The organism is Sphingorhabdus arenilitoris (genome assembly GCF_042651485.1).
Taxonomy (GTDB): Bacteria; Pseudomonadota; Alphaproteobacteria; order Sphingomonadales; family Sphingomonadaceae; genus Sphingorhabdus_B; species Sphingorhabdus_B arenilitoris.
On the sequence record NZ_JBHSDH010000013.1, the window covers coordinates 255,178 to 280,673 of the forward strand.

Sequence of the window (25,496 nt, forward strand, 5' to 3'; positions counted from 1 at the left end):
CAACATGAACAAGCAAGATCTCGTAAACGCCGTCGCTGATGCAAGCGGCCTGACCAAAGCGGATGCAGCCAAGGCTGTTGAAGCAACATTTGACGCAGTAACCGGTGCGTTGAAAAAAGGTGGCGATGTTCGTCTTGTTGGTTTTGGCACATTTTCCGTTGCTCACCGTAAAGCGTCGACTGGCCGCAACCCACGCACTGGCGAGCCGATGACGATTAAAGCTTCGAAGCAGCCTAAGTTTAAAGCGGGTAAAGCTTTGAAAGATGCTGTGAACTAATAGCTAGCGGAGCATAATCTCCGCTTCTTTACTGATAAAACAAATCAAAAGCCGCCTCGATATTCGGGGCGGCTTTTTTATGATTACAGTGGATGAGTAACCAGCTGTCCGGTCGCCCTAAATATCCGCTCTTATAAAGCCCGGGTGGTGCCCCAACGATATCAAGCTGCAATCCGGTTAGATTGTGCGCCAAAAGCGGTTCTCGATTGCGCCGTAGGTGTCGCTGGCAACCAGCGCGATGTCGGAATAGAGGCAGGGCGTGCACGCTGTATTCCACCAGCAACCGTTTTCGCGCTAGTGCGCAATTGTCCTATAGTTATAGAACGCTCCGGCAATTCGTTTGCACCGCGATTTTCAATAATTTCTAAAATGCGCGGCATATTTGCGGTCGCGCTGCCGACTATGACAAAAATCGAAGCGGCCAAAGCTAAGAAAAATAGAGCGGAGGCAATTATGGTCATCGAAATAATCCTTACGAATTCCCCCATAACAGCCGTTTATGAGGGGGTAGCTTTCTATTTGCTGAACAACTGATAACCTGATGTTCACTATTTGTTCCATATAGTCAAGCGGAATATGCACAAATTTATCCACTTGTTTGTCCACAGGCACAGCAGGATAATGGTTGACCTTAGAATTTGTTCCCGCTAAGCGGCCCGCTCCAAACCACATGGGAAGCACATATACCGGTGCTGAAACCTGGCCTTACGGCCGGGGCGACGTTCACGCTTCCCAGAGGATAAACCGGAAAGGATAAAATACCATGGCGGCACCTGTCGTTACCATGCAGCAATTGCTCGAAGCCGGATCGCATTTCGGCCACCAAACTCACCGTTGGAACCCACGTATGAAGCCATATATTTTTGGCGCACGCAACGGTATCCACATTCTCGACCTGTCGCAGACCGTTCCTCTCTTTGCACGGGCACTCGACTTTGTGTCGCAAGTTGCGGCTTCGGGTGGAAAAGTATTGTTCGTTGGCACAAAGCGTCAGGCGCAAGGCCCGATTGCTGATGCCGCCCGCGCGTCAGGACAGCATTTTGTGAATCACCGCTGGCTGGGCGGGATGCTGACAAACTGGCAAACCATTTCCAATTCGATCAAAAAGCTGAAAACATTGGAAGAGCAGCTGAGCGGGGACGCCACTGGTTTTACCAAGAAAGAGCTTTTGCAGATGACCCGCGAACGCGACAAGCTGGAATTGTCGCTGGGCGGTATCCGCGATATGGGCGGCATTCCTGACGTTATGTTCGTAATCGATGCGAATAAAGAAGAGCTCGCTATCAAGGAAGCCAATGTATTGGGCATCCCTGTCATCGCGATTCTCGATTCGAACGTTGATCCAAGCGGTATCGCTTTCCCTGTGCCAGCAAATGATGACGCGGCCCGCGCCATTCGTCTTTATTGCGAAGCGATTGCCGAAGCGGCGTCAAAGGGCAATGTAAAGGCGAAAGTCGATGCCGGTGTTGACCTCGGCGCAGAAGTTGAACCCGAAGCCGAGGCGGTGCTAACCGAAGCGGCGGCTGGTGAAGGCGAAGCTGCCTAAGCTGTTTGCGTCTTAACCTGACGCATAATTGAAATTTTTGGCGGTTAGGGCGCGGGGCAGGGGAAACCCGGCCCCGTAGCTGTAAAAAGCGCCCAGGCCGCATAAGCACAAAAGGATATAAGTTATGGCAATTACTGCTGCTGCTGTAAAAGAACTGCGTGACCGTTCAGGCGCAGGTATGATGGACGCCAAAAAAGCGTTGACCGAAACCAATGGTGATATTGAAGCGGCTGTCGATTTGCTGCGTTCCAAAGGCCTCGCCACTGCCGCCAAAAAATCAAGCCGCACCGCTGCAGAAGGTTTGGTTGGCGTCGTTGTTGCAGGTACCAAAGGAACCGCCGTTGAAGTCAACAGCCAAACAGATTTCGTAGCCAAGAACGAACAGTTCCAAAGCTTTGTTAAGAATGTGACTGAAATTGCGCTTGGGCTTGGTGGTGATGAGGTTGAGCCAATTTTGGCTGCCGCATATCCCGACGGCGGCACCGTTCAGGAAAAGCTGACCAGCAACATTGCAACTATCGGCGAAAATCAGGTTATCCGCCGCGCGAAATCCTTGTCGGTCGATGCGGGCCGTGTTGTATCTTATGTCCATAACGTTGCTGCTCCTAACATGGGCGGTATCGGCGTTCTTGTGGCATTGGAAAGCGAAGCTGGCGAAGACGTCCTCGATGCGTTGGGCAAACAATTGGCAATGCATATTGCCGCCGCATTCCCCTTGGCGTTGGATGCGTCTGGCCTTGATCCAGAAACAATGGAACGCGAAGCTGGCATTGCCCGCGAAAAAGCGGCCGAATCTGGTAAGCCTGCTGATATCGTTGAAAAAATGGTTGAAGGCGCGATGAAGAAATTTGCCAAAGAAAATGCTCTGTTGTCGCAAATGTTCGTGATGGACAATAAACTGACCATCGAACAAGTCGTTGCCAATGCCGGGAAAGAAGCCGGAAAGCCAATCGTCCTGAAGGATTATGTCCGTTTTCAATTGGGCGAAGGCATTGAAAAAGAAGTTGGCGATTTTGCTGCTGAAGTTGCTGCGGCGGTCGGCGGTTAATCAATACGGGATGGCGGCATAAAATTTGCCGCTACCCTCTTGGCGATATGGCGCATGGCTCCTATAGCTGTGCGCCATTATCATATCTGACACACAAGGATCATCCTCTCTATGAGCAAGCCGGACTATAAACGCATTCTCTTGAAGCTATCCGGTGAAGCGTTGATGGGCGATCAAGCCTTTGGCATCGACCCTGATACCGTCGCCCGTATGGCCGAAGAGGTGAAGGCGGCGAAGGATACCGGCCTGGAAATCTGTTTGGTGATTGGCGGCGGCAATATATTTCGCGGAATGGCGGGCGCGGCCAAGGGCATGGACCGCGCGCAGGCCGACTATATGGGAATGCTGGCGACGATTATGAACGCGCTGGCCATGCAAAATGCGCTTGAGCAGCTGGGCGTGCCGACACGAGTGCAATCGGCGATAGAGATGGACAAGGTGTGCGAACCCGTCATCCGCCGCCGCGCAGCGCGTCATTTGGAAAAAGGCCGTATCGTGATTTTTGCGGCTGGTGTTGGCGCTCCGTATTTCACGACCGATAGCGGCGCAGCGTTGCGTGCGGCCGAAATGAACTGCGATGCATTGTTGAAAGGCACCAGTGTCGATGGCGTCTATAATGCTGATCCCAAACAGGATGTGGGCGCTATTCGGTATGACACGCTGTCCTTTGACAAGGTGCTGCAGGATAATTTGAAGGTCATGGATGCAAGCGCGGTGGCGCTATGCCGTGACAATGATATACCCATCGTCGTATTCAGTATCCGCGAGCAGGGTAATTTGGCCCAAATATTGAGCGGCGGCGGGATTTCGACAACGGTTTCCAATCAAGGTTGATCGCTGCATATGCCGCGATCTTGAAGATTACAGGGAGAGTTAAACATGGCACAATATGACAAGGCCGATCTGGAACGCCGGATGAATGGCGCGATAGAAGCCTTTAAGGGCGATTTGAGCAGCCTGCGCACAGGGCGGGCCAATGTGACGCTGCTCGATCCTGTCGTCGTTGAGGTCTATGGCTCCAATATGCCTTTGAACCAAGTAGCCACGGTCAGCGCACCAGAACCGCGGATGTTGTCGGTTCAGGTATGGGATAAATCCAACGTGACGCCAGTGGAAAAAGCGATCCGCAACGCTGGCCTCGGTCTGAACCCCATTTCCGATGGACAGATGTTGCGCCTGCCCATCCCCGATTTGACCGAGGAACGGCGCAAGGATCTGGCGAAATTGGTCAGTCAATATGCAGAAAAAGCGCGTGTGGCCGTGCGCAATGTTCGCCGCGATGGAATGGACATGATAAAGGCAGATGAGAATAAAAAAGAAATTGGTGAAGATGACCGCAAACGGCTCGAAACCGAAGTTCAGAAGCTGACTGATGAGACGGTAAAGACGATTGACGATGCCGCCGAAGCCAAAGAGAAAGAAATTTTAACCCAGTGACCACGGCCCCGGCCCTTAACACCAATATACCGGTCGAACCGGGGCAGGGTAACCGACCGCGTCATGTTGCCATCATCATGGACGGCAATGGCCGCTGGGCGAAGAAACGGATGCTGCCGCGTGCAATGGGACATAAACGCGGGGTAGAAGCGGTGCGCAAAATCGTCCGGGCTGCGGGCGACCTAGGGCTTGAGGCGTTATCGCTATATGCTTTTTCGTCGGAAAATTGGAAACGGCCCGAAGAAGAAGTGAGCGACCTGATGGGCTTGCTCCGCAATTATATCCGAAGCGATTTGGACGAATTTGTCGCCAACGGTGTAAAGTTAAAAATATTGGGCGATTATAAGGCCTTTTCCCCGGATATCGTTGATCTACTCGAATCCGCTTTGGCGAAAACAGCGGGCGGTAATGGCCCCACTTTGGCGGTGGCGCTGAATTATGGCGGTCAGGCGGAATTGGTGCAGGCGGCCCGGGCAGCAGCTGCCAAGGGTGAGATCAACACTCAAACCATCGAAGCGGAATTATATACAGCAGGCTTGCCGCCGCTCGACCTAGTAATCCGGACATCGGGTGAACAGCGACTTTCAAATTTCATGTTGTGGCAAGCGGCTTATGCTGAATTCTGGTTCACTGACACGCTTTGGCCGGATTTTGACGTTCAGGAATTTACACGAGCGCTGAATGAATTTGCGGGCCGCGAACGGCGCTATGGTGGCCGATGAGCAACATTGTTAAGCCGAAGTCGGACCTGAAAGTAAGAACTCTATCGGCTATTACGATGCTGATTGTCGCAGGGACCGTGATCGTCACTGGCGGAGTTTTATTCACTGTCTTCGTCACCATTATCGGCGCCGGTTTGATTTATGAATTCTGGGGCCTCGTGCGCAAGATCAGCAACAATTTGCTGGGCAGGGCGGCTTGGATGCTGGGCGGCTTGATATATATCGGGACCGCGATATGGCAGCTTATTTCGATCCGGACATCTGCGGACGGCGACCCTTATTTTATCTTCGCCGTTTTGGGTGCTGTTATCGCCGTGGATGTGGGAGCCTATTTTGCTGGCCGGGCGATTGGCGGCCCTAAAATTGCGCCAAAAATTAGCCCCAGCAAAACATGGGCTGGCTTGTTTGGCGGTTTTATCGGCGCATCCGTGGTCACTGCGATTTATATGCTCTATGCCTTTGGATTATTCGAAGGTTTTGTTGGTAATCCCATGGCGTCGACTTTTTGGACATTTGTACCGTTAACCGGACTGGCCATTGCTGTAACCGCTCAAGCAGGTGATTTTTTTGAAAGCTGGATGAAAAGGCGGGCCGGAGTAAAAGATTCCGGCAATCTAATCCCTGGGCATGGCGGATTATTTGACAGGGTCGACGGGCTATTGGCGATATTATTCGGATTATCCGTCATCAATTGGCTGTCCTGATATGTCCCCTATGCGCACTGTTTCGGTTTTTGGCGCGACTGGTTCAGTCGGCCTGTCGACATTGGACCTGATCCGCCTCAACCGGCAAGCCTATAAGGTTGTGGCCTTGACCGCCAATGGCAATGCGGCCGACCTTGCACGGCTGGCTATCGAATTTGAAGCCGAAATCGCCGTGGTGGCGGACGAAATTGTTTATCCGCAATTAAAGGCAGCTTTGGCCGGAACCGGGATAGAGGCGGCGGCGGGGGCCGACGCGTTAGACGATGCCGCCCGGCGCGGTGCCGATTGGACAATGGCCGCGATTGTAGGGACGGCAGGATTAAAACCTACATTGGCAGCAATTGAAGGCGGAAAGACGGTTGCGCTGGCCAATAAGGAATCATTGGTGTCGGCGGGCGCCATGATGATGGCCGCCGTAGCGCGAAGCGGCGCGACATTATTGCCGGTTGATAGCGAGCATAATGCTATCTTTCAATGCCTTGGAGGTGCTAGCTTAGATCAAGTCCGTAAAATTACACTCACAGCCAGTGGAGGCCCATTCCGCAGTTTTACATGGGAACAAATGCGCGGCGTAACGCCTGCACAGGCGGTCGCGCACCCCAATTGGGACATGGGGGCAAAGATCAGCGTCGACAGCGCAACGATGATGAATAAAGGGCTCGAACTGATTGAGGCACATCATTTATTTCCCATTGGCCTCGATAAGATTGACATATTGGTCCATCCGCAATCGGTGATCCATTCGATGGTCGAATATAATGATTGTTCCACATTGGCGCAGTTGGGATCGCCCGATATGCGCATCCCCATCGCCAGCGCGCTGGCATGGCCCGGGCGATTGGCGACCAATTGCCAACCGTTGGATTTGGCATCAATTGGCAATTTAAGCTTTGAAGCACCTGATATTGAGCGCTTTCCTGCACTTGCACTCGCGCGCGGTGCGATCAGCGCGGGCGGCGCGCAGCCTGCGATATTGAATGCGGCCAATGAGGTCGCGGTCGCCGCTTTTCTATCGGGGCGGATCGGTTTTTTACAAATAGCGCAGCTTGGCGAAGCGGCGCTGACCGGCTATTGCCCGCCAATACCATCGACGCTGGACGATCTGTTCAGTATCGATGCAGAAGCACGGCGCTATACCGCGCGGATGATTGAGGAAATGGTGAATGGTGCTTGAAAGTCCGAATATTGCTGTAACCCTGTTTGCATTTATCATCCTGATCGGCACATTGGTGGTCATCCATGAATTGGGCCATTATTGGGTCGGCCGTTGGTTTGGGGTTAAAGCTGAGAAATTTTCCATCGGTTTTGGGCCGCAGCTTTGGGGCCGCACCGACAAACGCGGCACATTATGGCGCATTGGTGCCTTGCCGTTGGGTGGATATGTGCAATTTGCCGGCGATATGAATCCAGCGAGCCAGCCGGGCGAGGAGTGGTTGAAGCTGTCGGAGGTGGAACGCAATCAGACATTTCAATCGAAAGCATTGTGGAAACGGGCGCTGATCGTTTTTGCCGGTCCCGCGATCAACTTCCTTTTTGCCATCCTGCTCCTGACAGGATTCCTCATTGCCTATGGTCAGGTTGTAAGCCCGCCAGTAGCCTCCATCGTTCAAGAAGGCAGCGCAGCTGAGCGAGCAGGAATTCAGGTCGGTGACCGGATATTGAGCATAAACGGCCGAGACGTGGAAAGTTTTCAAGATTTGGCAACCGAGCTTTCGATCTTCGCCAATGAGCCTGTTACATTGCGAATCAAACGCGGCAGCACGGTTAGCGAAAAACAAGTGGTTTTGGACGAGCTGGTGGAAAAAGACCGGTTCGGAAATGAGTATCGCCGCGGTCTGTTAGGGTTGCAATCAACTGAGACCGAAATTCGCAGCGTCAGCTTCCTTGCTGCTCCATGGATCGCGACCAAGGAAACCGCCAATATCGTGCGCTTGACGCTCACTACATTAGGTCAAATCATTACCGGAAAGCGTTCCGTCAAAGAATTGGGCGGGCCAGCAAAAATCGCAAAAGTTGCAGGCGAGCATTTTGTTCTGGGGGTTGCCGCCTTTATTTGGCTGGCGGCAATGATCTCGATTAACTTGGGGTTCATGAACCTCCTGCCAATTCCCATGCTCGATGGCGGGCATTTGTTGCTCTATGCGGTTGAGGCGGTGCGCAGAAAGCCCGCAACTCCGATGGTGCAGGAATGGGCGTTTCGGGCAGGCTTTGTAATGCTGGTAGGATTTATGTTGGTGGTTACCTTCAACGACTTGGTATCTTTCGGTCTGTTTGCTGGCTGATGGGACATTGATTGCTTGATTGCGGCGGCCTGATCGGGCAGGGGGTTGCGAAATATATTCGGGCGAAAATGGCAAAAATGCCAATTCGCACCAACCGGTGGGGGCCGGATAAGAAGATAGGATAAAAATGAAACGAAATTCGCTAACGCTATCCTTATTGGCATCAACCGCTTTAATCGGTGTCTCCGCTTCTCCCGCGTCGGCACAAGAAGCGGCATCTCCTCGCGCATCCGCGCCGCAGGGCGACACGATTCAATCGATATCGGTTGTCGGGACACAGCGTTTGGAGGGGGATACGGTTCGCTCTTATGTCCGGTTACGCCCAGGACAAGCTTGGTCTCAGGCAAGCGCAGACCAAGCCTTGAAAGATTTGTATGAAACCGATTTGTTCGCGGATGTCAGTATCCGAAATGACAATGGTGCGGTCACGATCCAAGTGAGAGAAAATCCGGTGGTCAACCGGATCGTTTTGGAGGGTAATAAGCGGATCAAGGACGATAAGATCGGTCCTGAAATCAAGCTTGCCCCGCGCCAGATATTTTCGCGCGCAAAGGTCCGCGCCGATGTAGCTCGTATCGTCGAGCTGTATAAACGGCAGGGCCGGTTTGCGGCGTCGGTAGAACCGAAATTGGTGCAATTGGATCAGAACCGCGTTGATGTTGTTTTTGAAATTACCGAAGGCCAAAAATCAAAAGTTCGGCAGATTAACATCATTGGAAACACCGAATTTTCCGATAGTCAGTTGCGCAGTGAGATGCTGACAAAGCAATCGCGGTTTTTCCGGTTTTTCAGCTCCGGCACAAGCTATGACCCGGACCGGCTCGCTTTCGACCAGCAAAAATTACGTCAATTTTATCTTACCCAAGGCTATGCTGATTTCCGCGTAGTTTCGGCGGTCGCTGAACTCACGCCTAACAAGGAAGATTTCATCATCACTTATGTGGTGGAGGAAGGCAAAAGATATAAATTTGGCGACGTGACAGTCGATAGCCAGATACGCGATTTTAAGTCGGAGGCCCTTCAATCTCGGTTGAGAATGAAAAAGGGTGATTGGTATGATGCCAAACAAGTCGAAGATACTGTCGAAAGCCTGTCCGAAACCGCTGGCCTGTTTGGATATGCTTTTGCGGATGTAAATCCACGCTTCGTTCCCGACCGCGATTCGCTGACAATGAACATCACTTTTGAAGTGGCGGAAACGCCGCGGGTATTTGTGGAGCGGGTCGATATTAATGGAAACACGCTGACGCAAGATAAGGTGATCCGACGCGAATTTCGATTGAACGAAGGCGATGCTTTTAACAGTTTCCAAGTGCGTCGTTCGTCGGACCGGATTAAATCTCTTGGTTATTTTCAGGAAGATTTGGAGGTCGAACAATCGCAGGGTAGTGGCCCAGACCGTATTATCCTGACCACCAATGTCGAAGAACGTCCCAATGGCGAGCTATCGCTGTCGGCTGGTTTTTCCAGTCTCGAAAATTTCATCTTCCAAGGTTCGATCCGGCAAAATAACTTTCGCGGTAAGGGGCAGCAGGTTCGTGCCAGTGTTTCTTACTCTCGTTTCTCCAAATCTGCGGAAATTGGATTTACCGAACCCTATTTGTTCGACCGCTCAATCGCATTGTCCGGCGATATTTTCCGCCGCGATGTTAACAGCTTTAACTTTGTGAATAACCAACGAAACACAACTTATAAGCAAACCAGTACGGGTTTCCAATTGCGCACGGGCGTTCCCGTGAATGAATTTCTATATTTTCAGGCGCGTTATGGTCTGAATTTTGAAGATGTCACTTTGGATGAAAGCCTGTTTTTCTCCGACCAAGGCAATGGGCCTGAATGCAATTCGTTATTTTTGTGCGATGCTATTGGGAAGCGGACGACCTCGTCACTGGGTTACACATTGCTTTATGATACCCGTGACAGCCGTATCCGCCCTACCAGAGGGCATAGCGTCAGTATCACGCAAGATTTTGCCGGCTTAGGCGGCAACGTGCGCTATATCCGAAGCGTCCTCAATGCCGATAAATATTGGCGCCTAACCGACAGTGGTTTTATCTTCTCGCTGTCGGCAGAGGGCGGTTATATCCACCCGCTGCAAAATCGGGGATCAGAGGCGGACGGCATTGACGATGTGCGGTTGACTGACCGGTTTTTCCTCGGTGAACCGCAAATTCGCGGCTTTGACATCCGGGGCGTTGGACCGCGCGTGCAGCGTTTAACTTTTCGCACGCCGACAGTCGATGGCACAGTTGTGACCAATCAACTGAATGAAAACCGGGATCGAATTCAGGACGATGCCATTGGCGGCCGGGCCTATTACCTCACCCGAGCGGAGCTTGAAATCCCGCTGGGCAGCGGCGCGAAAGAGCTTGGTCTTCGTCCTTCTATTTTCGTTGACGCAGGCGCCGTATTCAATGTTGCGGCCCCGCGGCTGAACATCAATGTGCCGCAGCTTAGCGTCGAGACGCCTGCAACTGACACCACCCCAGCTATTGTCGGCGGTTTGCCGCTTTTTTATACCGTGGCCGCAGACGGTACTTTGGGCACGTCAACCGACTCGCTTAACGGCACTCGCACTCCGGTGCTTCGTTTCACTGAACGATTCTTGGGCGACAGTGTCAGCCCCCGTTTGTCAGTTGGCTTTGGCGTCAACTGGCGCTCTCCATTCGGCCCATTCCGCATTGATATTGCCCGCGCGCTCCTAAAAGAGCCCGGTGACGATACCAAATTAATTACTTTTAACGTAGGAACTCAATTCTAATGAAAATGCTTATCAAAGCCGCCATGTTGGCCGCTATCTCAACCGTTGCTGTCACTGCCACTGTCCCTGCGGCAACCGCCCAGTCAAAAAAGGGCGTTGCTGTTGCAAGCTTGCCTCGTGCGATCGCGTTGACCAATGCTTATAAAACGGCATTGAGCCAGATACAGGTCACCTATAAGGCCCAGATCGACGCGCGCGATAGCCGTCAAAAAGTGTTGCAAGCCGAATTACAGGCTTTGGCCGTCGCCTATGAAGCAGAAGCGAAAAAGCCGAATGCAACCGAGGCGTCTGTCCGGCCATCTGCCGAAGCTTTCCAAAAAAAGCAGGCTGCAGCGCAACAGGAAATTAACCAGCTGTCGCAGCAAATTGACCTTGCGGTCGCTTATGTTGAAGACCAAATTACCGTTAAGCTGGACGACGCAGTGAAAGCCGCGATGGAAAAGAAGAATGTCGATTTGCTGTTGAAACCTGACTCGATCATCGCCCGTAACGGAACGTCCGATATTACTCAGGCCGTGGTGGATGAATTGAATGTATCGGTGCCATCCGCGCAGATTGTTCCGCCAGCTGATTATCAACCCGGTTCGCTGGTTCAGGCACAGCAACGCGCTTTGATTCAAGCCGCTCAAGCGCAGCAATCTGGCGCTCAACCGCAAAGCCGTTAATCGCAATGGTTTCGGGGGATACCAGCAGCGGCGAAGGGCGCGATTTCAGCAATTATGACGTAACGCGCGTCATGGCGGTCCTGCCGCATCGCTACCCGTTGTTGCTGGTAGACCGGGTTGAAGAATTGATACTGGATGAACGCATCCGCGCTGTGAAAGCCGTCACGATGAATGAGGGCTTTTTTCAAGGTCATTTCCCGGGCCGTCCGATTATGCCCGGCGTGCTTCAGATCGAGGCGCTGGCGCAGGCGGCGGGGGTTTTGGCCATGGAAAGCTTAGGCCTCGCTGGTTCAGGCAAGCTGGTTTATTTCATGTCGATTGATAATGCGAAATTTCGCGCACCGGTGGAACCTGGCTGTCTTCTGCATCTTGATGTTGAATTTACGAAGAAAAGTACCCGCGCTTGCCGGTTTTCCGGGCGAGCGATGGTGGGTGATATTGTCAGCTGTCAGGCCGAATTTATGGCCATGATCGCCGATCCGCCATCCGCATAACTGCAGCAGTCAAAGCAAGGCTTGCTATTTTACCGCGCCGCCGTTAATGGCGGCGCTTCTTTAATTCCCTATAGATTCTGGTCGGAAACCAGTTTCGCCATTGGAGCAATATTATGAAAGCCGATATTCATCCCGATTATCACATGATCAAGGTGCAAATGACAGATGGCACCGTATATGAAACCCGCTCAACCTGGGGCAAAGAAGGCGATACGCTCACGCTTGATATCGACCCTACTTCGCACCCCGCATGGACAGGCGGCAATCAGCGCTTGATGGATGCCGGCGGCCGTGTCGCTCAGTTTAACAAACGTTTCGGCGGGCTTAGCCTTAAAAAATAAACCGGCTCGCTCACGGGTTATAGCATGGCAGCTGCAGAATTAATCTGCGGCCGCCATAACGCTTGACCTTTGACGATATATTATCTTAAGGGTCGCGCCAGCCCAAATGGCGCTATGGCGATCGTAGTTCAATGGTTAGAGCACCGGCTTGTGATGCCGGAAGTTGCGGGTTCGAGTCCCGTCGGTCGCCCCACTTTCCCAACTCACAGATCAGCCTGCCGCTGCCTTAGGATGACCAAGGCGATGGAGATGGGTGCAATTCGTTGCGGATGTGTCGCATACTGATTGTGTAGCTATGGTCGACAATATTTCGGCCGTTCACAGCCAACTTTCTATTTTCCAAAAGTGGACGCTATTAACGCGTCGTGGTTGGCACAAATTGCTCACGTGGAAGATAACCCGTCGTCATCAACCGCTCGGTCGGGAGCTTGATCGACAAATTGGTATTCCCAAGCAGAATGTCTTCAACGGAGCCATTGAGTTCAGCCATTCGAGTACCTTGGATATCGGCTCCAAAGGAAGCGAAGCCGATTGCCAAGCCTTCACCCATGCTGCCTGTCCAACGACCAACCAATATGGTAGGCGAAGCGGATCGATGTTTGCCTTGGCGCGGAAGAACTTGCTCGATCCATTGCCTAGCTATTCCGCTTTCACGCTCTTCTTCGGGCCTGCTGTGCACCTGATAACCCGTCGGCTTGTCGACGAACCAACCCATAATTGCGCGGGCGACCGTAGTGTTACCGCCGGAAGGTGTGTCACGGAGGTCGATAATCAACTTATTCTCAGCTGGAACTTGCGCCATCGCCGCGTCAAAGGCGGCAATAGTAGACGTATCGCCGAGGCTATTGTTGATCCTGATTATGGTTCGTCGTTCTGCTGTCTCAACGGACACGAGCACCTTTTCCTCATTCAAGGTGTAGAGCGACGGCAGGCTGAATGTTTTTGTCACACCAGCTTGATCCTTCACGGTAAAAATACGGTTCCTGTCGCGTCGGCCTGCAACAAGCACCTGTGCCGCATAAGCAGCCCTCTGTGCCGTCAAGGGAAGGCCAAGCTCGGCCCAAAATCCTCTCACGGCAGCATCTATGGGTTCGCCATTAACGGCGATCAGTATAGCCCCGGCGTCGATACCTGCCTTGGAGGCCGGACTGCCTTGACGAACAGCATCAACGATAAAATCGTTGCCGCGCGCCACGACCCATAAATCTGAATAAGTAGGAATCACTGCCCAACTATTATCAAACGAGCTGCCCGTAATGGCATGATGGTCAGCGAGCGACGCCATCCGATCTTCTGCGTATCGTAAAAGGGTATCTTCATCCATCACAGCGTCGCGTTTGGCATCGAGGATAGTGGATTTTGGTATTACTCCACCGGGCAGCTTATCGAGATAGGCGTAAGATCGTTCGATCGAGGCGTCCAGCTCTAGTGCCGCTGCTTTATAGTCAGGCTGCGCAGGCGCTCCGATCAGGAAGCTCCATAGGAAAATTGTAAGAACGTGACGAATGTTCATGATAGTCCAACAAATAGCCTGACTATGAATTAACGTCTAGAAATTCCTCGTCCCGCTCAATTGAAGACATTCCGCTCCCCCCAACGTTGCTACCATTTGGATTTACTATCTTCCAATCTTACGCCCACAGACATTTCTATCCTAACGGACCTTTTTTTGTAGCAATGCAAACAGCCACTGAAATGGCAGAGTTTTGTGCCTTTCGAGCGGTTAACTTCGTCTAATTCTTACGGTTTGCCTCTGCTTTTGACAAACCGTAGTTGTAATATTATTACCGCGCATCGTAATTACGTTCCATCGCCCACCAACCGTTCTCACCAACTCCTCACAAGGCCGCTAAAGACATGACTGCTATCTGGGATTTGCCCGATTTTGATGCCCATGAATCGGTGCATATGTTCGATGACCCGGATAGCGGTCTGCGCGCGGTGATTGCGGTGCATTCTACCCATTTGGGGCCAGCGGCGGGTGGGACGCGTTTTTGGCATTATGCGGATAGCGGCGCGGCCATCACCGATGCGCTGCGGCTGTCACGCGGGATGAGTTACAAAAATGCGATGGCGGGCCTGCCGCTTGGCGGTGGTAAGGGCGTTGTTCTGGCGCCAGCGCACCGGCGCAAAACCCCTGAAATGCTGCACGCCTTTGGCCGCGCTATTGAATCGCTCGGCGGCCGATATGTGACCGCAGAAGATGTGGGGATGAGTGATGCCGACATGGTCGAAATATCGGCCGAAACCCGCCATGTCGCGGGTCTTCCCGTCGCCGATAGCGCGGCCGCCGGCGGGGACCCCGGACCCTTTACTGCGCGCGGCGTTTATCTGGGGATAAAGGCGGCTGCACGCTACCGGCTGGGTGCAAATACGATGGCGGGCATCCATGTCGCAGTGCAGGGAATTGGTAGCGTCGGCGGCGGGGTCGCGCGGCTGCTTGCTGCCGATGGTGCGAAGCTGACTATCGCAGATATTGATGCAGCCAAGGCGCAGGCATTGGCCGATGAAACCGGCGCTCAACTGGCCGATCTAAATACCATTATGACGTTGAAAGCGGATATATTCAGCCCCAATGCCCTCGGAGCTGTGCTAAACCGGGATAGCATTGATGCTCTAAACGTCAGCATAGTGGCTGGCGGCGCGAATAATCAGATGGCGACCGCCGGTGATGCGCAGCGATTGTTTGACCGAGGCATTATCTATGCGCCTGATTATGTGATAAATGCAGGCGGTATCATCAATGTTGGTTTGGAATATCTTGGCAATGCAACGGCGCAAGATGTGCATGACCGGATCGATATCATACCGCAGCGGCTGACCGCGATATGGGATGAAAGCAAGGCTGATAAATTGCCTGCTGCCATTGTTGCTGACCGCATGGCGCAGCGTTTGATTGGGCGCGGCTGAGCTGGCTTGATCCAAAGTGCAACGCCGCTTTTCAATTTCGCCATTGAAGCGCGCGCCGCAAACGCCTAACCAAAATCCGTTATGCATCGTTTCGCCAATCCCGCCCGCTTTTTGCGCATCGCAAAGCCGTTGACCCCGGCGCTTTTCTGGCCGGGATTGTTGCTGACGATTGCGGCCTGCGCATGGGGATTATTCGGCACGCCTACCGAAAGGTTGATGGGCGATACGGTAAAGATCATGTTCGTTCATGTGCCCGCCGCCTGGCTCGGTATGGCGGGATGGACCGGTATAGCCATTGCGAGCATCGTACAATTGGTTTGGCGGCATCCTTTGGCCGGTGTTGCGGCGCGCGCCGTTGCCATGCCCGGTGCGGTTTTTGCGGCGATATGCTTACTGACTGGCTCCATTTGGGGGCGGCCTACTTGGGGGACATGGTGGGTGTGGGATGGGCGTTTGACGTCTATGCTCATTTTATTCTTTTTGTATCTGGGATATATTGCGCTGGCCAATGCGAGCAGCGAAAAGGGCAATGTTAGCCGGGTAGCAGCGGTGTTTGGAATTATTGGCGCGGTCAACATTCCTATCATCAACCGGTCCGTAGTCTGGTGGGAAAGCCAACATCAAAAGGCGAGTATCACGCTTGGCGGATCGAGCATCGATTCGGCTTATCTATGGCCGTTATTTGCCGCTGTTGTGGGATTTAGCTTATTGTTTGGCGCGGTGGTGTTGATGCGGATGCGGGCGGCGCTCGCCGAATTAAAGATAGAGGCGCGGATGCGCCGGTTGGCGGAGGGATGATATGACGCATCAGTTTTTCATAATCGCATCCTTTGCCGTGACCGTAGCAGGTCTGTTATGGCTATCGGTCAGCAGTTATAGCGCGATGCGGAAATCCGAAGCTTTGGCGGATGATTTGAAAAATGAACGCTAAATCGGGTCTGAAACCAAAACATCAACGGCTGCTGCTTGCAGTATTGGCCCTGGCGGCATTGATCGGCGCTGGGTTGCTCGCCGCGCGGGCGCTCAGCGAGGAAGCCTCCTTTTTCTATACACCGACAACGCTGGCCAAAGAAAAGCCTGCTATTGGCCGGGCGATACGTATTGGCGGAATGGTAAAGCCCGGATCGATACAGCGCGGTGCCGACGGGATAACTGTGCGCTTCATTGTGCAGGATAAGGATGCGTCTCTCACGGTCCGTTATACCGGCATCACGCCTGATTTATTTGTTGAGGGGTCGGGCGTCGTTGCGGACGGCAGGTTGGCCGATGATGGGGCGTTTGTTGCCGATAATTTGCTCGCGAAGCATGACGAGAATTACGTTCCCAAAGAATTGGCCGATATTGATATGAACGCAGCGCAGCATAGCCAAGACAGCTTGGTGCAATGATTGCTGAACTTGGACTTGCCGCCTTATGGCTGGCCGCTGCCATGGCTTTGCTGCAGTTGATCGGCGGCTTGACCGCTCTGACGGGCAAGGGATCTGAGCTATCGGTGGTCGTAACGCCCGCAGCAATTGCGCAGGGTGTTTTGTGCCTCATTTCCTTTGGCGCGCTGATCTATCTTTTTGCGGTGACCGATTTGTCGGTGCTCTTGGTGGCGAATAACAGCCATGTCGATAAACCGATGATCTTCAAACTGGCGGGGACATGGGGCAATCATGAGGGGTCGATGCTGTTATGGGTCACAGTGCTGACTTTTTCGGGCGCAGCGATTGCGTTGCTCGAAAAACGGCTTGATCCGCGGACATTATCCGCAACATTGATGGTGCAGGCGCTGCTGGCACTGGGTTTTTTCGCCTTTTTGCTTTTTTCTTCCAACCCATTTGAGCGGTTGGCTCCTGCGCCGCAATCTGGGGCCGGGCTCAATCCTTTGCTGCAGGATATTGGCCTCGCATTTCATCCGCCAACGCTATATTTTGGGTATGTCGGTTTGTCGGTCGCCTTTTCCTTTGCGGTTGGCGCGTTGCTGACTGGTAAAGTCGGCCCTGCTTTTGCACGAGCGATGCGGCCATGGGTTCTGCTCGCTTGGATATTCCTGACATTAGGCATCACAGCGGGCAGCTATTGGGCATATTATGAGCTGGGCTGGGGCGGTTGGTGGTTTTGGGACCCCGTCGAAAATGCGTCGCTTTTGCCATGGCTCGCCGCAACCGCTTTACTCCATTCGGTTAGCGTTTTGGCCACCCGTGACGCATTGCGCGCTTGGACGGTGATGTTGGCTCTGGTCGCTTTTGCGATGTCGATGGCGGGCACTTTCCTCGTGCGTTCTGGTATATTGACCAGCGTTCATGCGTTTGCCGTGGACCCTGAACGCGGGGCATTCATCCTTGCGCTGCTGTTATTATATGTGGGCGGAGCGTTTCTGCTATTCGCTCTGCGTATCGGTACCGTAACGCAGGGCAAGACATTCCGCTTAGTCAGCCGAGAAGGTGCGATTGTCGGTAATAACATCTTGCTCAGCACGATATTGGGCGTGGTGCTGATCGGGACGCTATATCCATTATTGGCAGAGGCGATGGGGGATAAGGTTTCCGTTGGCCCGCCCTATTTCAACAAAGCAACCGTTCCAATTGCGATCCTGCTGATGCTGCTGCTTATTTTTGGGCCAATGCTGCGTTGGCGGCGTGATGAAGCTGGCCGGGTGAGCCGTTATATGGTTGCGCCGATTGTCGCGGGCGTTGCAGCGACCGTGATTGCCTATGTCGTGAACCCGTCCGCCGGTTTCTTTGTTTTACTGTCCATGGGCCTTGCCGCCGCGCTGGCGATAGCATCATTCCTGCCGCTTTTGGGACGCAAACTGTCGCGAACACCGCTGACCTTGTGGGGTATGATGATCGCACATTTTGGGCTGGCCGTGATGGTCGCCGGTATGGCGAGCGAGTCCGGCTATTCCTCCGAACGATTGGCCGCGATGAAAGTTGGCGACAGCGAAAAGGTCGCTGGCTGGACCGTAAAGCTGGAAGAAATAGGGCCAGTTGTGGGCGACAATTGGGTCGCGATGGAAGGCCTATTTGTAGTTAGCCGCAACGGCAATAGCGATGAAATGAAGCCGCAGTCGCGCAATTTCTTTTCCCCCGAACAACAAACGACAGAGGCGGCGTTGCTGACCAAATGGGACGGGCAGCTTTATGTGGTTATCTCTGCGCCAACGGATGGAGCCAGCGAAGCCGACGATAGTCGCGCGGACAAGCGGTGGCAGGTGCGGTTATGGTGGAAACCTTTTGTGACCTTGATCTGGCTCGGCGGAATGTTGATTTCGCTGGGCGGGATAATTGCGCTTCTCGGACGGATGTTCCGCGGCGTTAAGCTTCGCCGCAAACCTGTGGCGGAAGGGCGCTTTGCATGATGAGCCGTTGGAAATTATGGCTGCCGCTTGCCATATTGGCATTTATTGGCGGCTTGTCATTATACGGCCTTACCGCGCCCAAGGATGAATTTGTCCGGTCGCAAATGATTGGCCAAAAACTCCCGACTTTTGAATTGCCGCCTGCGACGGATGGGATCAAGGGTCTGTCCAACCGTGATTTTGCCGATGGTAAGCCGCGCTTGCTCAATTTTTTCGGTAGCTGGTGTGCGCCGTGCAAGATGGAGGCACCGCAGCTGGAGGCATTAGCCGCAGCTGGCGTTGAAATTCACGGCATTGCGCTGCGTGACCGGCCGGAAGATGTGGCTTCATTTTTGAAACAATATGGCAATCCTTTCCAGCGGATTGGGGCAGATGTGGACATGCGTTTGCAAGTGCAGTTCGGGTCATCCGGAGTTCCCGAAACATACGTCATATCGGGCGACGGGCGGATAACCTATCAACATATCGGCGATATTCGCAGTGAACATATTCCGCTATTGCTTGAAAAATTGAAGGAAGCGCGGTGAAGCGGGCGGCTGTCATCATCGCGTTATTATTCGCATCGCCGGTTTGGGCGCAGGGCAGCGGCGTAGAGCCTCCCTTTTCGCATCAGCAATTGGATGATCCCGCCTTAGAAGCACAAGCAACCGAGTTGATGGAGACGCTGCGCTGTATTCAATGCCAGGGGCAATCGATCGCCGACAGCGACGCCCCCATTGCAGGAGCGATGCGCAGCGAAGTGCGGCAACGGATTAAGGAAGGACAAAAGCCGGAGGATGTGCGCGCCTGGTTAATCGGGCGGTATGGTGAATATGTTAGCTTTGAACCAGCGGCATCCGGGGCAGGGTTGATATTATGGTTCCTTCCACTGCTCCTATTGTTGGCGGGATTATTCATGGCACGCGGCCTGTTCGGAAAGGAAAAGCCATGATGGGCTGGGTAACAATGGGCATATTATCGGCGGCGCTGCTTGCGGCGTTGATCCGCTTTGGCCGTTTGCCGCGCCGGACATGGGAAGCTGTTGCAGCAGCGATTGTATTGGGGCTGGTTGGTTATTCGGTGCAAGGATCACCGGGATATGAGGCCGCACCGGCACGCTCTCTGGCATCGAACAGTAAGGCTGCAGAAGCGATGATATTGGCGCGATCCGAAATGGACCGCACATTCAGCCCCGCAAGACCCTATTTGATTGCGTCAGACGCATGGGCGAGGGACGGTGATTATAAACTGGCCGCCGCTTATATCCGGTCGGGCATTCGCAAAAATCCGCGCGAGGCCGATTTATGGGCGGGATTAGGGTTGCAGTTGATGCTGGCCGGTGAAGGCCGAATGTCACCGCCCGCGGAATATGCCTTTGATCAAGCTCGGAAATATAATCCGCGCCAACCAGCGCCAGATTATTTTAAGGGCCTGGTTCTGTTATTCGAAGGGCGACCGGATTTATGCCTGCAATTATGGCAGGCTCTGCTCGACAACGCGCCCAAAGAAGCCAAGTGGAAACCACGGGTAGAGGCGCAGGTTGCCGGATTAAAATCAATGCTGCAGCAAAGTTCCGCGCGGCGGCAATAAGCTTTCCTTAGCTTTACTCGATATTCCTCAAGTCAGCTAAATTTTACATTCTGTCGCCTTCTTGCGGCAACCTGCCTTATTCTCTGCATCGGAATAGGGGCTGTTAACGACCATATATTTGATTATGCTGTGGTTAATGAGATTCGAAATGGAGAGGTCGGATGAAATATACCAAAATGGCATTATTCATGGGTGCATCGCTTGCGGCCGCATCATGCACCGGTGGAGGTAGCGATGGCGGCGGCGGCGTGGCATCTGCATCCACTCCGCAAGCGATCAGCCAGAAAGAAAAGCAGCAGGGTGCCGAGGCTCATCCGCAGATTTTGAATGAATTTGGCGGTTCTTATGAAAGTCCGCAAACCGCCTATGTCGTGCGCGTCGGGAAAAATATCGCCGTTCAATCTGGACTGGGTAATGCGCAAAGCGACTTTACCGTCAGCTTCCTCAATTCGCCGGTGAACAATGCGTTCGCCATACCCGGCGGCTATATTTACATTACGCGCCAACTGGCCGCCCTGTGCAATAGCGAGGCGGAAATGGCCGGAGTTTTGGGGCATGAGGTTGGACATGTCGCTGCTCGGCATAGTGAAAAACGCCGGAAAAGCTCTACTTTGGCTGGAATATTAGGCGCTGTCGGCACTATTGGCGGCGCGCTGTTAGGTGATAATAGCGGTTTGGCCGGTATTTTGGGCGCGGGATTAAAACAATATTCGGGCACAGTGGCTCAGCTTTTCACGCTCCGCTATTCGCGCAAGCAAGAAGAAGAGGCGGATGATTTGGGTATCCGGTATCTTAGCAAAGCGGGTTATGACCCCACTGCTTTATCGGACATGCTATCGTCGCTGGCCATGCAAACGACGGTGGATGCGCAGGCGGCGGGACGCGACGCCCGTTCAATTCCCGAATGGGCGAGCACCCACCCCGATCCCGCGAGACGAGTCGTAAGAGCGGCCAACAACGCAAAGGCTTTTGCAGCGAATACTGTCCGCAAACAGGACAGCCATTTTGCCGCAATTGATGGCATGCTGTATGGTGACGATCCCAAGCAAGGCGTGATTGAAGGGCAAAACTTTCTCCACCCTGACCTCAGGCTGAAATTTACAGTGCCGAATGGTTATGGAATGCAAAATACCAATCGGTCGGTCAATATCAGCGGCAATGGCGGGCAGGCGCTGTTCACGACCAACGCCCAGGCCTATACCGGCGATCAATCCGCCTATATCGCATCGGCATTTAAGGAAATTGCAGGTGATCAGCAGGTTAGCTATAGCGAAATACGGAAAACGACGGTCAATGGCCTACCTGTTTTTTACGCGACTGCGACCGTTCCTACGCAAAAGGGTGGGTCGAATGATCTGACTATCTTTGCCTATGAATTTTCAAAATCGCAGGCGTTTCATTTTGCCACTTTGGCACCATCGGGCAGCAGCCCGTTTGACGCCATGTATCAAAGTGTCCGCCGGCTTTCAGCTTCTGAGGCGGGGGAGATTAAACCCCGTAAACTGCGGATCGTTACGGTGGGCAGAAATGACACCGTCACGTCGTTATCGAATCGGATGGCTTATAATAATCTGCAAAAAGAACGGTTCATGGCGCTGAACGGGATGCGCAGCGATGCGGCGTTGACCGCAGGTTCGAAAGTGAAAATCGTCACTTATTAAAAGGGTAGCATCAGGGCCTAGAAACGCTGATCCCGCTTTAATGCGTAGACACAGAAAAAGGCGGAGACCTGGGGTCCCCGCCTTTTCTATTTTGCGAAAGGGCCTTAGCCCGTTTCTTCGAACGCCGATTAGGCTTCGAGTTCGTTGTTCACTTTGTTGAAAGTGTTGCTGAGGTTTTCACCCAGGCTGGTCATTGCAACGATAGCTGCAACAGCAATCAAAGCGGCGATCAGGCCGTATTCAATTGCAGTCGCGCCATCTTCGTCTTTCATAATTTTCGAAAAGAATTTCATTTTTAGTCTCCTGTTCAACGTTCAATACACCCACCGAATATTTGTTCACGATATTCGATCACTTCACTATAATCCGACAATACCTACCAAATAGTTAAGAAACATTTTCTGATGCTGTAATAACTTTATTAGAAACTGCGTTCCACATATCGGAGGTACTAAAAGCAACATTGCTTAGCGCCGCGACCAACACGACGACAATCAATCCTGCAATCAGACCATATTCCACTGCTGTCGCACCATCTTGGCACTTTAATATGCCCCGAACTGTTTCCAACATTTTTGGCCCCATTTCACATTTGGTTGCGAACAACCTCTTTTTTCCACACAAGCGTTAACAAAAACCTACCAAGGGCAAAGAAAATGGAAAAAAATCCGACAATGCTATTTGTCGTCGCTGCTGCATTGGTCAATCAAGTCAATGAAATACTGGTACAAAAGCGTCCAGAGGGGAAACCCATGGCAGGCCTCTGGGAGTTCCCCGGCGGCAAGGTTGAACAGAACGAAAACCCGGAATCAGCTTTGGTAAGGGAGCTGCATGAAGAGTTGGGAATCACAATTCACTCGGAAAAAATGATGCCGTTGACCTTCGCAAGCGAAGCTTTGGGCGAAAAAAACCTGCTGCTTTTGCTCTATATATGTCGCGAATGGGACGGTGAGGCACAGGCGATGGAGGGCAACAGCCTGCGGTGGGTCACCATTGCAGAGATGCGCGGGCTATCGATGCCGCCCGCAGATGGTCCCTTCATCGGGCATTTGGCAAGAATGCTGAATGATGGGGCGGCCTGATCCATATGCCGCCTATATACTACAATTGTGCGATTTTATTTTCGGCTCGGTTTCAAAACGGCCGATAAAGACACCGAGCCGCTGCCCCGGGGTGCTGGCTTTGGTTGGTCGGGGGATGGAGCCCACCCGCTAAGCTGCAGAAAGTTGAAGCTTTCCGTTACCTTGCCGTCCGCTTCGGCCAATTGCATCCATGCAACGTCAAGGCGGGCTGGATATTCACGGCCTAAATAGCTTCGCGCTCCGGCCAACGCATTTCCTATGCCGCTGTCCCTAAGATCGCGGACAAGCGTGCGCCAATCGCGGTAGCGCACGTCGAGTCGGTCTTGATCCGCAACGGGAAGCGCAAAGCCCGCTCTGCTCATCAAATCTGCACCGCTGCGCAAATCAATTTGCGGATGGATATGGGCGTGGACCATATCGCCATCGGCGCGCATCATCGACGCCTTTAACGCCCGCAAGCTTCCTCCGCCGAACAGGGTTGCAAGCAGCAAACCATCAGGCCGCAGCGTCCGGCGCAGTTGGACCAAAGCGCCCGGCAGGTCATTAACGCTGTCCAACGTACCGGCGGAAATGATCAAATCAAAACTGTCCGGTGCAAAGGGCAGTCGGTCTTCTTCAATGGTTGTTTCGGTGCCTGAACAGGCGGCGGCGCTTACATGCGCTTTTACCACTGATGACGCCTGCCTGCCGGACAGGATTTGCCTGCAGAAACCAGCTATCGGACCGATAAATAATATGTCCGCGAAATCGCGGCTGACCATCGCAAGCCGATCCTGCAATTCGTCCGCCATATATTGCCATAGGAAATTATCGCCAGATCGGCGCGTTGCGGATCGGTCCCAAATGGCGCTCCGGCGCCTGCGATCAAAAATTTCGGGTGGTATGTCGTTGGTCATTTCATCTCTTGTGCCTCCGCATTTTCTGTTCGACAAGCATAGCGTGGAAATATTGGGAAAAATATTGCGGCCCGCGGTGGATTTTGTTTTGCCCGAACGCTGCCCCTCTTGCCGGCGGATCAGACCGGCGGGAGGCGATTTTTGTGTCGATTGTTGGCAGCAGTTGTATTTTTTGTCCGGCCCGTCTTGTGCCGCTTGCTCAGCGCCAATGCCGTTTGATGTGAATGATGGCCAATTTTGTCTGCCATGCCTGGCCAGTCCGCCAATCCATGATGGTATTAAGGCGGCGGTGGCCTATGGTGATGTTTCACGGCAGGTGGCGCTCAAACTAAAATATGGGGGGAAAATCGGTATGGCACCGATGATCGCCAAATATCTTCGGCGGCATTTACCGGATGATCGGGAGAATTTGATCATTGTTCCGGTGCCGCTGCATTGGACGCGGCTATGGACACGCAGTTATAATCAATCCGCCTTGATCGGCCAAGCATTGGCACGGCAAAATAATTTGCCATTCGTGCCTGACTTAATGATCCGCAAAAAACGGACACCGTTGCTTCGCGGCATGTCGGGTAAGCAGCGCAAGAAGATTGTGACCAACGCCTTTGCCGTAAACCCTCGTAAAACCGAGCTGATAAAAGGGGCCAGAATATTGCTGGTCGATGATGTCTATACCAGCGGTGCAACGAGCAATGCCTGTATAAAGGCGATGAAGCGGGCAGGAGCGCATTGGGTACAGCTATTTTGCTGGGCCCGCGTGCTGCGCGATCATCAGGACGGTGTGGTGGGGCTTGATGCGGTTGAGGATTGATCCGGCACGCAAGGCCGCTTGACAAGGGGAGGTGTGCGTCCCATTTCTTAATCATGACAAAAGCCATCGAAATTTATACGAAATTCGCTTGCCCTTATTGCAGCCGCGCAAAGCAATTGTTTCAGGCCAAAGGCGTTCAATATACCGAATATGACGTGACCATGGATCAGGCGAAACGTGCAGAGATGGTGGAGCGGGCCCCTGGAGCGCGCACGGTGCCGCAGATTTTTATCGGCGGAGTAGCAATTGGCGGCTTTGACGACATGAACGCACTGGACCGAGCGGGAAAGCTTGATCCGATGCTGGCGGAAATTGGGGCCCCATGATCAGCTTCAATTTATGTTGCGCGGCTGGACATAATTTTGAAGGATGGTTCGGTTCTTCAGCTGATTTTCGTGCGCAGACTGATGAAGGCTTACTGATATGCCCGGTGTGCGGCAACGCCGATATTCAAAAGCTGCTGTCTGCGCCCAATATTGGCCGGAAAGGAAATCAAGGCTCGTCGCGTACGGCAGAAGCTGACCAATTGCAGCAATCAGCAAATGCCGAAACGGCGATAGTTAGCAATGGCGCGACTTTGCCGCCCGTCATGGCTGCAATCGCCGACAAAATCGCCGATGCACAAAAAAAGATGTTGAAAGATTCGGAATGGGTCGGGCGCAAATTCGCCGAAGAGGCTCGCGCAATCCATTATAACGAAACGAGCCCGCGCCTGATTCATGGCGAGACGAGCCCCCAAGAGGCGGAGGCATTGGCCGAGGAAGGCGTTGCCGTTGCCCCCTTGCTGTTTCCGTTCATTCCGCCAGAAGTCAAAAATTGACCATGGCGGGCACGCGCGTTAAAGCGACCCTAACGCACCCATAGCTCAGCAGGATAGAGCATCAGATTCCTAATCTGGGGGCCACTGGTTCGAATCCAGTTGGGTGCACCAGTTGTTCAAGACC

General features: G+C 53.1%; 30 protein-coding genes, 2 tRNA genes and 1 pseudogene. 29 read left to right on the forward strand and 4 right to left on the reverse strand.

Annotation, left to right across the window (positions count from 1 at the left end; all coding sequences use genetic code 11):
• Positions 1-4 precede the first annotated feature (4 nt).
• The 14 genes from ACFOWX_RS05305 to ACFOWX_RS05370 all read left to right on the forward strand — a co-directional run bounded on the left by ACFOWX_RS05305 (position 5) and on the right by ACFOWX_RS05370 (position 12,470).
• Entirely contained in the window at positions 5-277 is a 273-nt protein-coding gene (locus ACFOWX_RS05305) for an HU family DNA-binding protein (protein ID WP_381422031.1), read from the forward strand.
• A gap of 763 nt (positions 278-1,040) precedes the next feature.
• Positions 1,041-1,823: a 30S ribosomal protein S2 gene (gene rpsB / locus ACFOWX_RS05310; protein WP_381422033.1), complete on the forward strand. Its 783-nt coding sequence runs from the start codon at positions 1,041-1,043 to the stop codon at positions 1,821-1,823.
• A 124-nt stretch (positions 1,824-1,947) separates the two neighbouring features.
• Complete coding sequence (gene tsf, locus ACFOWX_RS05315) at positions 1,948-2,871, forward strand: translation elongation factor Ts (RefSeq protein ID WP_381422035.1); 924 nt, start codon at positions 1,948-1,950, stop codon at positions 2,869-2,871.
• A 111-nt stretch (positions 2,872-2,982) separates the two neighbouring features.
• Positions 2,983-3,705: a UMP kinase gene (gene pyrH / locus ACFOWX_RS05320; protein WP_381422037.1), complete on the forward strand. Its 723-nt coding sequence runs from the start codon at positions 2,983-2,985 to the stop codon at positions 3,703-3,705.
• A 45-nt stretch (positions 3,706-3,750) separates the two neighbouring features.
• Complete coding sequence (frr, locus tag ACFOWX_RS05325; protein ID WP_381422039.1) at positions 3,751-4,308, forward strand: ribosome recycling factor; 558 nt, start codon at positions 3,751-3,753, stop codon at positions 4,306-4,308.
• Between the two features lie 26 nt (positions 4,309-4,334).
• On the forward strand, positions 4,335-5,030 hold the full coding sequence (gene uppS / locus ACFOWX_RS05330) for a polyprenyl diphosphate synthase (protein ID WP_381424918.1): 696 nt from the start codon (positions 4,335-4,337) through the stop codon (positions 5,028-5,030).
• Positions 5,027-5,734, forward strand: a complete 708-nt coding sequence (locus tag ACFOWX_RS05335; protein WP_381422041.1) for a phosphatidate cytidylyltransferase — start codon at positions 5,027-5,029, stop codon at positions 5,732-5,734. The genes uppS and ACFOWX_RS05335 overlap by 4 nt, the downstream gene beginning before the upstream one ends.
• A 10-nt stretch (positions 5,735-5,744) precedes the next feature.
• The gene (locus ACFOWX_RS05340) at positions 5,745-6,908 is read left to right on the forward strand and encodes a 1-deoxy-D-xylulose-5-phosphate reductoisomerase (RefSeq protein ID WP_381424920.1); all 1,164 of its coding nucleotides are present in this window, start codon (positions 5,745-5,747) and stop codon (positions 6,906-6,908) included.
• Entirely contained in the window at positions 6,901-8,016 is a 1,116-nt protein-coding gene (gene rseP / locus ACFOWX_RS05345) for an RIP metalloprotease RseP (protein WP_381424922.1), read from the forward strand. The genes ACFOWX_RS05340 and rseP overlap by 8 nt, the downstream gene beginning before the upstream one ends.
• A gap of 127 nt (positions 8,017-8,143) precedes the next feature.
• Positions 8,144-10,777: an outer membrane protein assembly factor BamA gene (bamA, locus tag ACFOWX_RS05350; protein ID WP_381422043.1), complete on the forward strand. Its 2,634-nt coding sequence runs from the start codon at positions 8,144-8,146 to the stop codon at positions 10,775-10,777.
• Entirely contained in the window at positions 10,777-11,442 is a 666-nt protein-coding gene (locus ACFOWX_RS05355; RefSeq protein WP_381422045.1) for an OmpH family outer membrane protein, read from the forward strand. Before bamA ends, ACFOWX_RS05355 begins: the two co-directional genes overlap by 1 nt.
• A 5-nt stretch (positions 11,443-11,447) precedes the next feature.
• Positions 11,448-11,936, forward strand: coding sequence for a 3-hydroxyacyl-ACP dehydratase FabZ (fabZ, locus tag ACFOWX_RS05360; protein WP_381422047.1), 489 nt, complete (start codon positions 11,448-11,450; stop codon positions 11,934-11,936).
• Positions 11,937-12,049: 113 nt separating this feature from the next.
• Positions 12,050-12,277, forward strand: coding sequence for a 50S ribosomal protein L31 (gene rpmE / locus ACFOWX_RS05365; RefSeq protein ID WP_381422049.1), 228 nt, complete (start codon positions 12,050-12,052; stop codon positions 12,275-12,277).
• Between the two features lie 117 nt (positions 12,278-12,394).
• Positions 12,395-12,470: transfer RNA gene (locus ACFOWX_RS05370), tRNA-His, on the forward strand.
• A gap of 162 nt (positions 12,471-12,632) precedes the next feature.
• On the opposite strand, the gene ACFOWX_RS05375 is transcribed toward ACFOWX_RS05370, so the two are convergent.
• Positions 12,633-13,790, reverse strand: a complete 1,158-nt coding sequence (locus ACFOWX_RS05375) for a S41 family peptidase (RefSeq protein WP_381422051.1) — start codon at positions 13,788-13,790, stop codon at positions 12,633-12,635.
• Positions 13,791-14,134: 344 nt separating this feature from the next.
• Here ACFOWX_RS05375 and ACFOWX_RS05380 point away from each other — a divergent pair, with 344 nt between their 5' ends.
• The 9 genes from ACFOWX_RS05380 (at position 14,135) to ACFOWX_RS05420 (ending at position 21,763) form a co-directional block, all read left to right on the forward strand.
• Complete coding sequence (locus tag ACFOWX_RS05380; protein WP_381422053.1) at positions 14,135-15,187, forward strand: Glu/Leu/Phe/Val family dehydrogenase; 1,053 nt, start codon at positions 14,135-14,137, stop codon at positions 15,185-15,187.
• A gap of 81 nt (positions 15,188-15,268) precedes the next feature.
• The gene (ccmC, locus tag ACFOWX_RS05385; protein WP_381422055.1) at positions 15,269-15,985 is read left to right on the forward strand and encodes a heme ABC transporter permease CcmC; all 717 of its coding nucleotides are present in this window, start codon (positions 15,269-15,271) and stop codon (positions 15,983-15,985) included.
• A gap of 1 nt (position 15,986) precedes the next feature.
• Positions 15,987-16,118, forward strand: coding sequence for a hypothetical protein (locus ACFOWX_RS05390; protein WP_381422057.1), 132 nt, complete (start codon positions 15,987-15,989; stop codon positions 16,116-16,118).
• A complete protein-coding gene (ccmE, locus tag ACFOWX_RS05395) occupies positions 16,108-16,575 on the forward strand; it encodes a cytochrome c maturation protein CcmE (RefSeq protein ID WP_381422059.1) in 468 nt (155 codons plus the stop codon). Before ACFOWX_RS05390 ends, ccmE begins: the two co-directional genes overlap by 11 nt.
• Complete coding sequence (locus ACFOWX_RS05400; RefSeq protein ID WP_381422061.1) at positions 16,572-18,533, forward strand: heme lyase CcmF/NrfE family subunit; 1,962 nt, start codon at positions 16,572-16,574, stop codon at positions 18,531-18,533. Before ccmE ends, ACFOWX_RS05400 begins: the two co-directional genes overlap by 4 nt.
• Positions 18,530-19,060 carry a redoxin domain-containing protein gene (locus ACFOWX_RS05405; RefSeq protein ID WP_381422063.1) on the forward strand — a complete coding sequence of 177 codons (531 nt, stop codon included), beginning with the start codon at positions 18,530-18,532 and terminating at the stop codon, positions 19,058-19,060. The genes ACFOWX_RS05400 and ACFOWX_RS05405 overlap by 4 nt, the downstream gene beginning before the upstream one ends.
• Positions 19,057-19,464, forward strand: a complete 408-nt coding sequence (locus tag ACFOWX_RS05410; protein WP_381422065.1) for a cytochrome c-type biogenesis protein — start codon at positions 19,057-19,059, stop codon at positions 19,462-19,464. Before ACFOWX_RS05405 ends, ACFOWX_RS05410 begins: the two co-directional genes overlap by 4 nt.
• The gene (locus ACFOWX_RS05415; protein ID WP_381422067.1) at positions 19,461-20,102 is read left to right on the forward strand and encodes a tetratricopeptide repeat protein; all 642 of its coding nucleotides are present in this window, start codon (positions 19,461-19,463) and stop codon (positions 20,100-20,102) included. The genes ACFOWX_RS05410 and ACFOWX_RS05415 overlap by 4 nt, the downstream gene beginning before the upstream one ends.
• A gap of 161 nt (positions 20,103-20,263) precedes the next feature.
• Positions 20,264-21,763 (forward strand): M48 family metalloprotease, encoded by a 1,500-nt coding sequence (locus ACFOWX_RS05420; protein WP_381422069.1) that lies wholly within the window; start codon positions 20,264-20,266, stop codon positions 21,761-21,763.
• Positions 21,764-21,891: 128 nt separating this feature from the next.
• On the opposite strand, the gene ACFOWX_RS05425 is transcribed toward ACFOWX_RS05420, so the two are convergent.
• Together ACFOWX_RS05425 and ACFOWX_RS05430 are read right to left on the reverse strand one after the other, a co-directional pair.
• The gene (locus tag ACFOWX_RS05425) at positions 21,892-22,056 is read right to left on the reverse strand and encodes a Flp family type IVb pilin (protein ID WP_381422071.1); all 165 of its coding nucleotides are present in this window, start codon (positions 22,054-22,056) and stop codon (positions 21,892-21,894) included.
• 94 nt (positions 22,057-22,150) lie between these two features.
• Positions 22,151-22,336: a Flp family type IVb pilin gene (locus tag ACFOWX_RS05430; protein WP_381422073.1), complete on the reverse strand. Its 186-nt coding sequence runs from the start codon at positions 22,334-22,336 to the stop codon at positions 22,151-22,153.
• An 83-nt stretch (positions 22,337-22,419) separates the two neighbouring features.
• Here ACFOWX_RS05430 and mutT point away from each other — a divergent pair, with 83 nt between their 5' ends.
• On the forward strand, positions 22,420-22,845 hold the full coding sequence (mutT, locus tag ACFOWX_RS05435) for an 8-oxo-dGTP diphosphatase MutT (RefSeq protein ID WP_381422075.1): 426 nt from the start codon (positions 22,420-22,422) through the stop codon (positions 22,843-22,845).
• A 35-nt stretch (positions 22,846-22,880) separates the two neighbouring features.
• On the opposite strand, the gene ACFOWX_RS05440 is transcribed toward mutT, so the two are convergent.
• Positions 22,881-23,741, reverse strand: a complete 861-nt coding sequence (locus ACFOWX_RS05440; RefSeq protein WP_381422077.1) for a class I SAM-dependent methyltransferase — start codon at positions 23,739-23,741, stop codon at positions 22,881-22,883.
• Here ACFOWX_RS05440 and ACFOWX_RS05445 point away from each other — a divergent pair.
• The 5 genes and pseudogenes from ACFOWX_RS05445 to ACFOWX_RS05465 form a co-directional block, all read left to right on the forward strand.
• Positions 23,728-23,982: pseudogene (locus tag ACFOWX_RS05445) on the forward strand (double zinc ribbon domain-containing protein); the annotation flags it as partial. The gene ACFOWX_RS05440 and the pseudogene ACFOWX_RS05445 sit on opposite strands and share 14 nt — an antisense overlap.
• A gap of 111 nt (positions 23,983-24,093) precedes the next feature.
• Complete coding sequence (locus tag ACFOWX_RS05450; protein ID WP_381424924.1) at positions 24,094-24,552, forward strand: ComF family protein; 459 nt, start codon at positions 24,094-24,096, stop codon at positions 24,550-24,552.
• A gap of 53 nt (positions 24,553-24,605) precedes the next feature.
• The gene (grxC, locus tag ACFOWX_RS05455) at positions 24,606-24,878 is read left to right on the forward strand and encodes a glutaredoxin 3 (protein WP_381422079.1); all 273 of its coding nucleotides are present in this window, start codon (positions 24,606-24,608) and stop codon (positions 24,876-24,878) included.
• Positions 24,875-25,372 (forward strand): DUF1178 family protein, encoded by a 498-nt coding sequence (locus tag ACFOWX_RS05460; RefSeq protein WP_381422081.1) that lies wholly within the window; start codon positions 24,875-24,877, stop codon positions 25,370-25,372. The genes grxC and ACFOWX_RS05460 overlap by 4 nt, the downstream gene beginning before the upstream one ends.
• A gap of 34 nt (positions 25,373-25,406) precedes the next feature.
• Positions 25,407-25,483 (forward strand) — tRNA-Arg (locus ACFOWX_RS05465).
• The last annotated feature ends 13 nt before the right edge of the window (positions 25,484-25,496 follow it).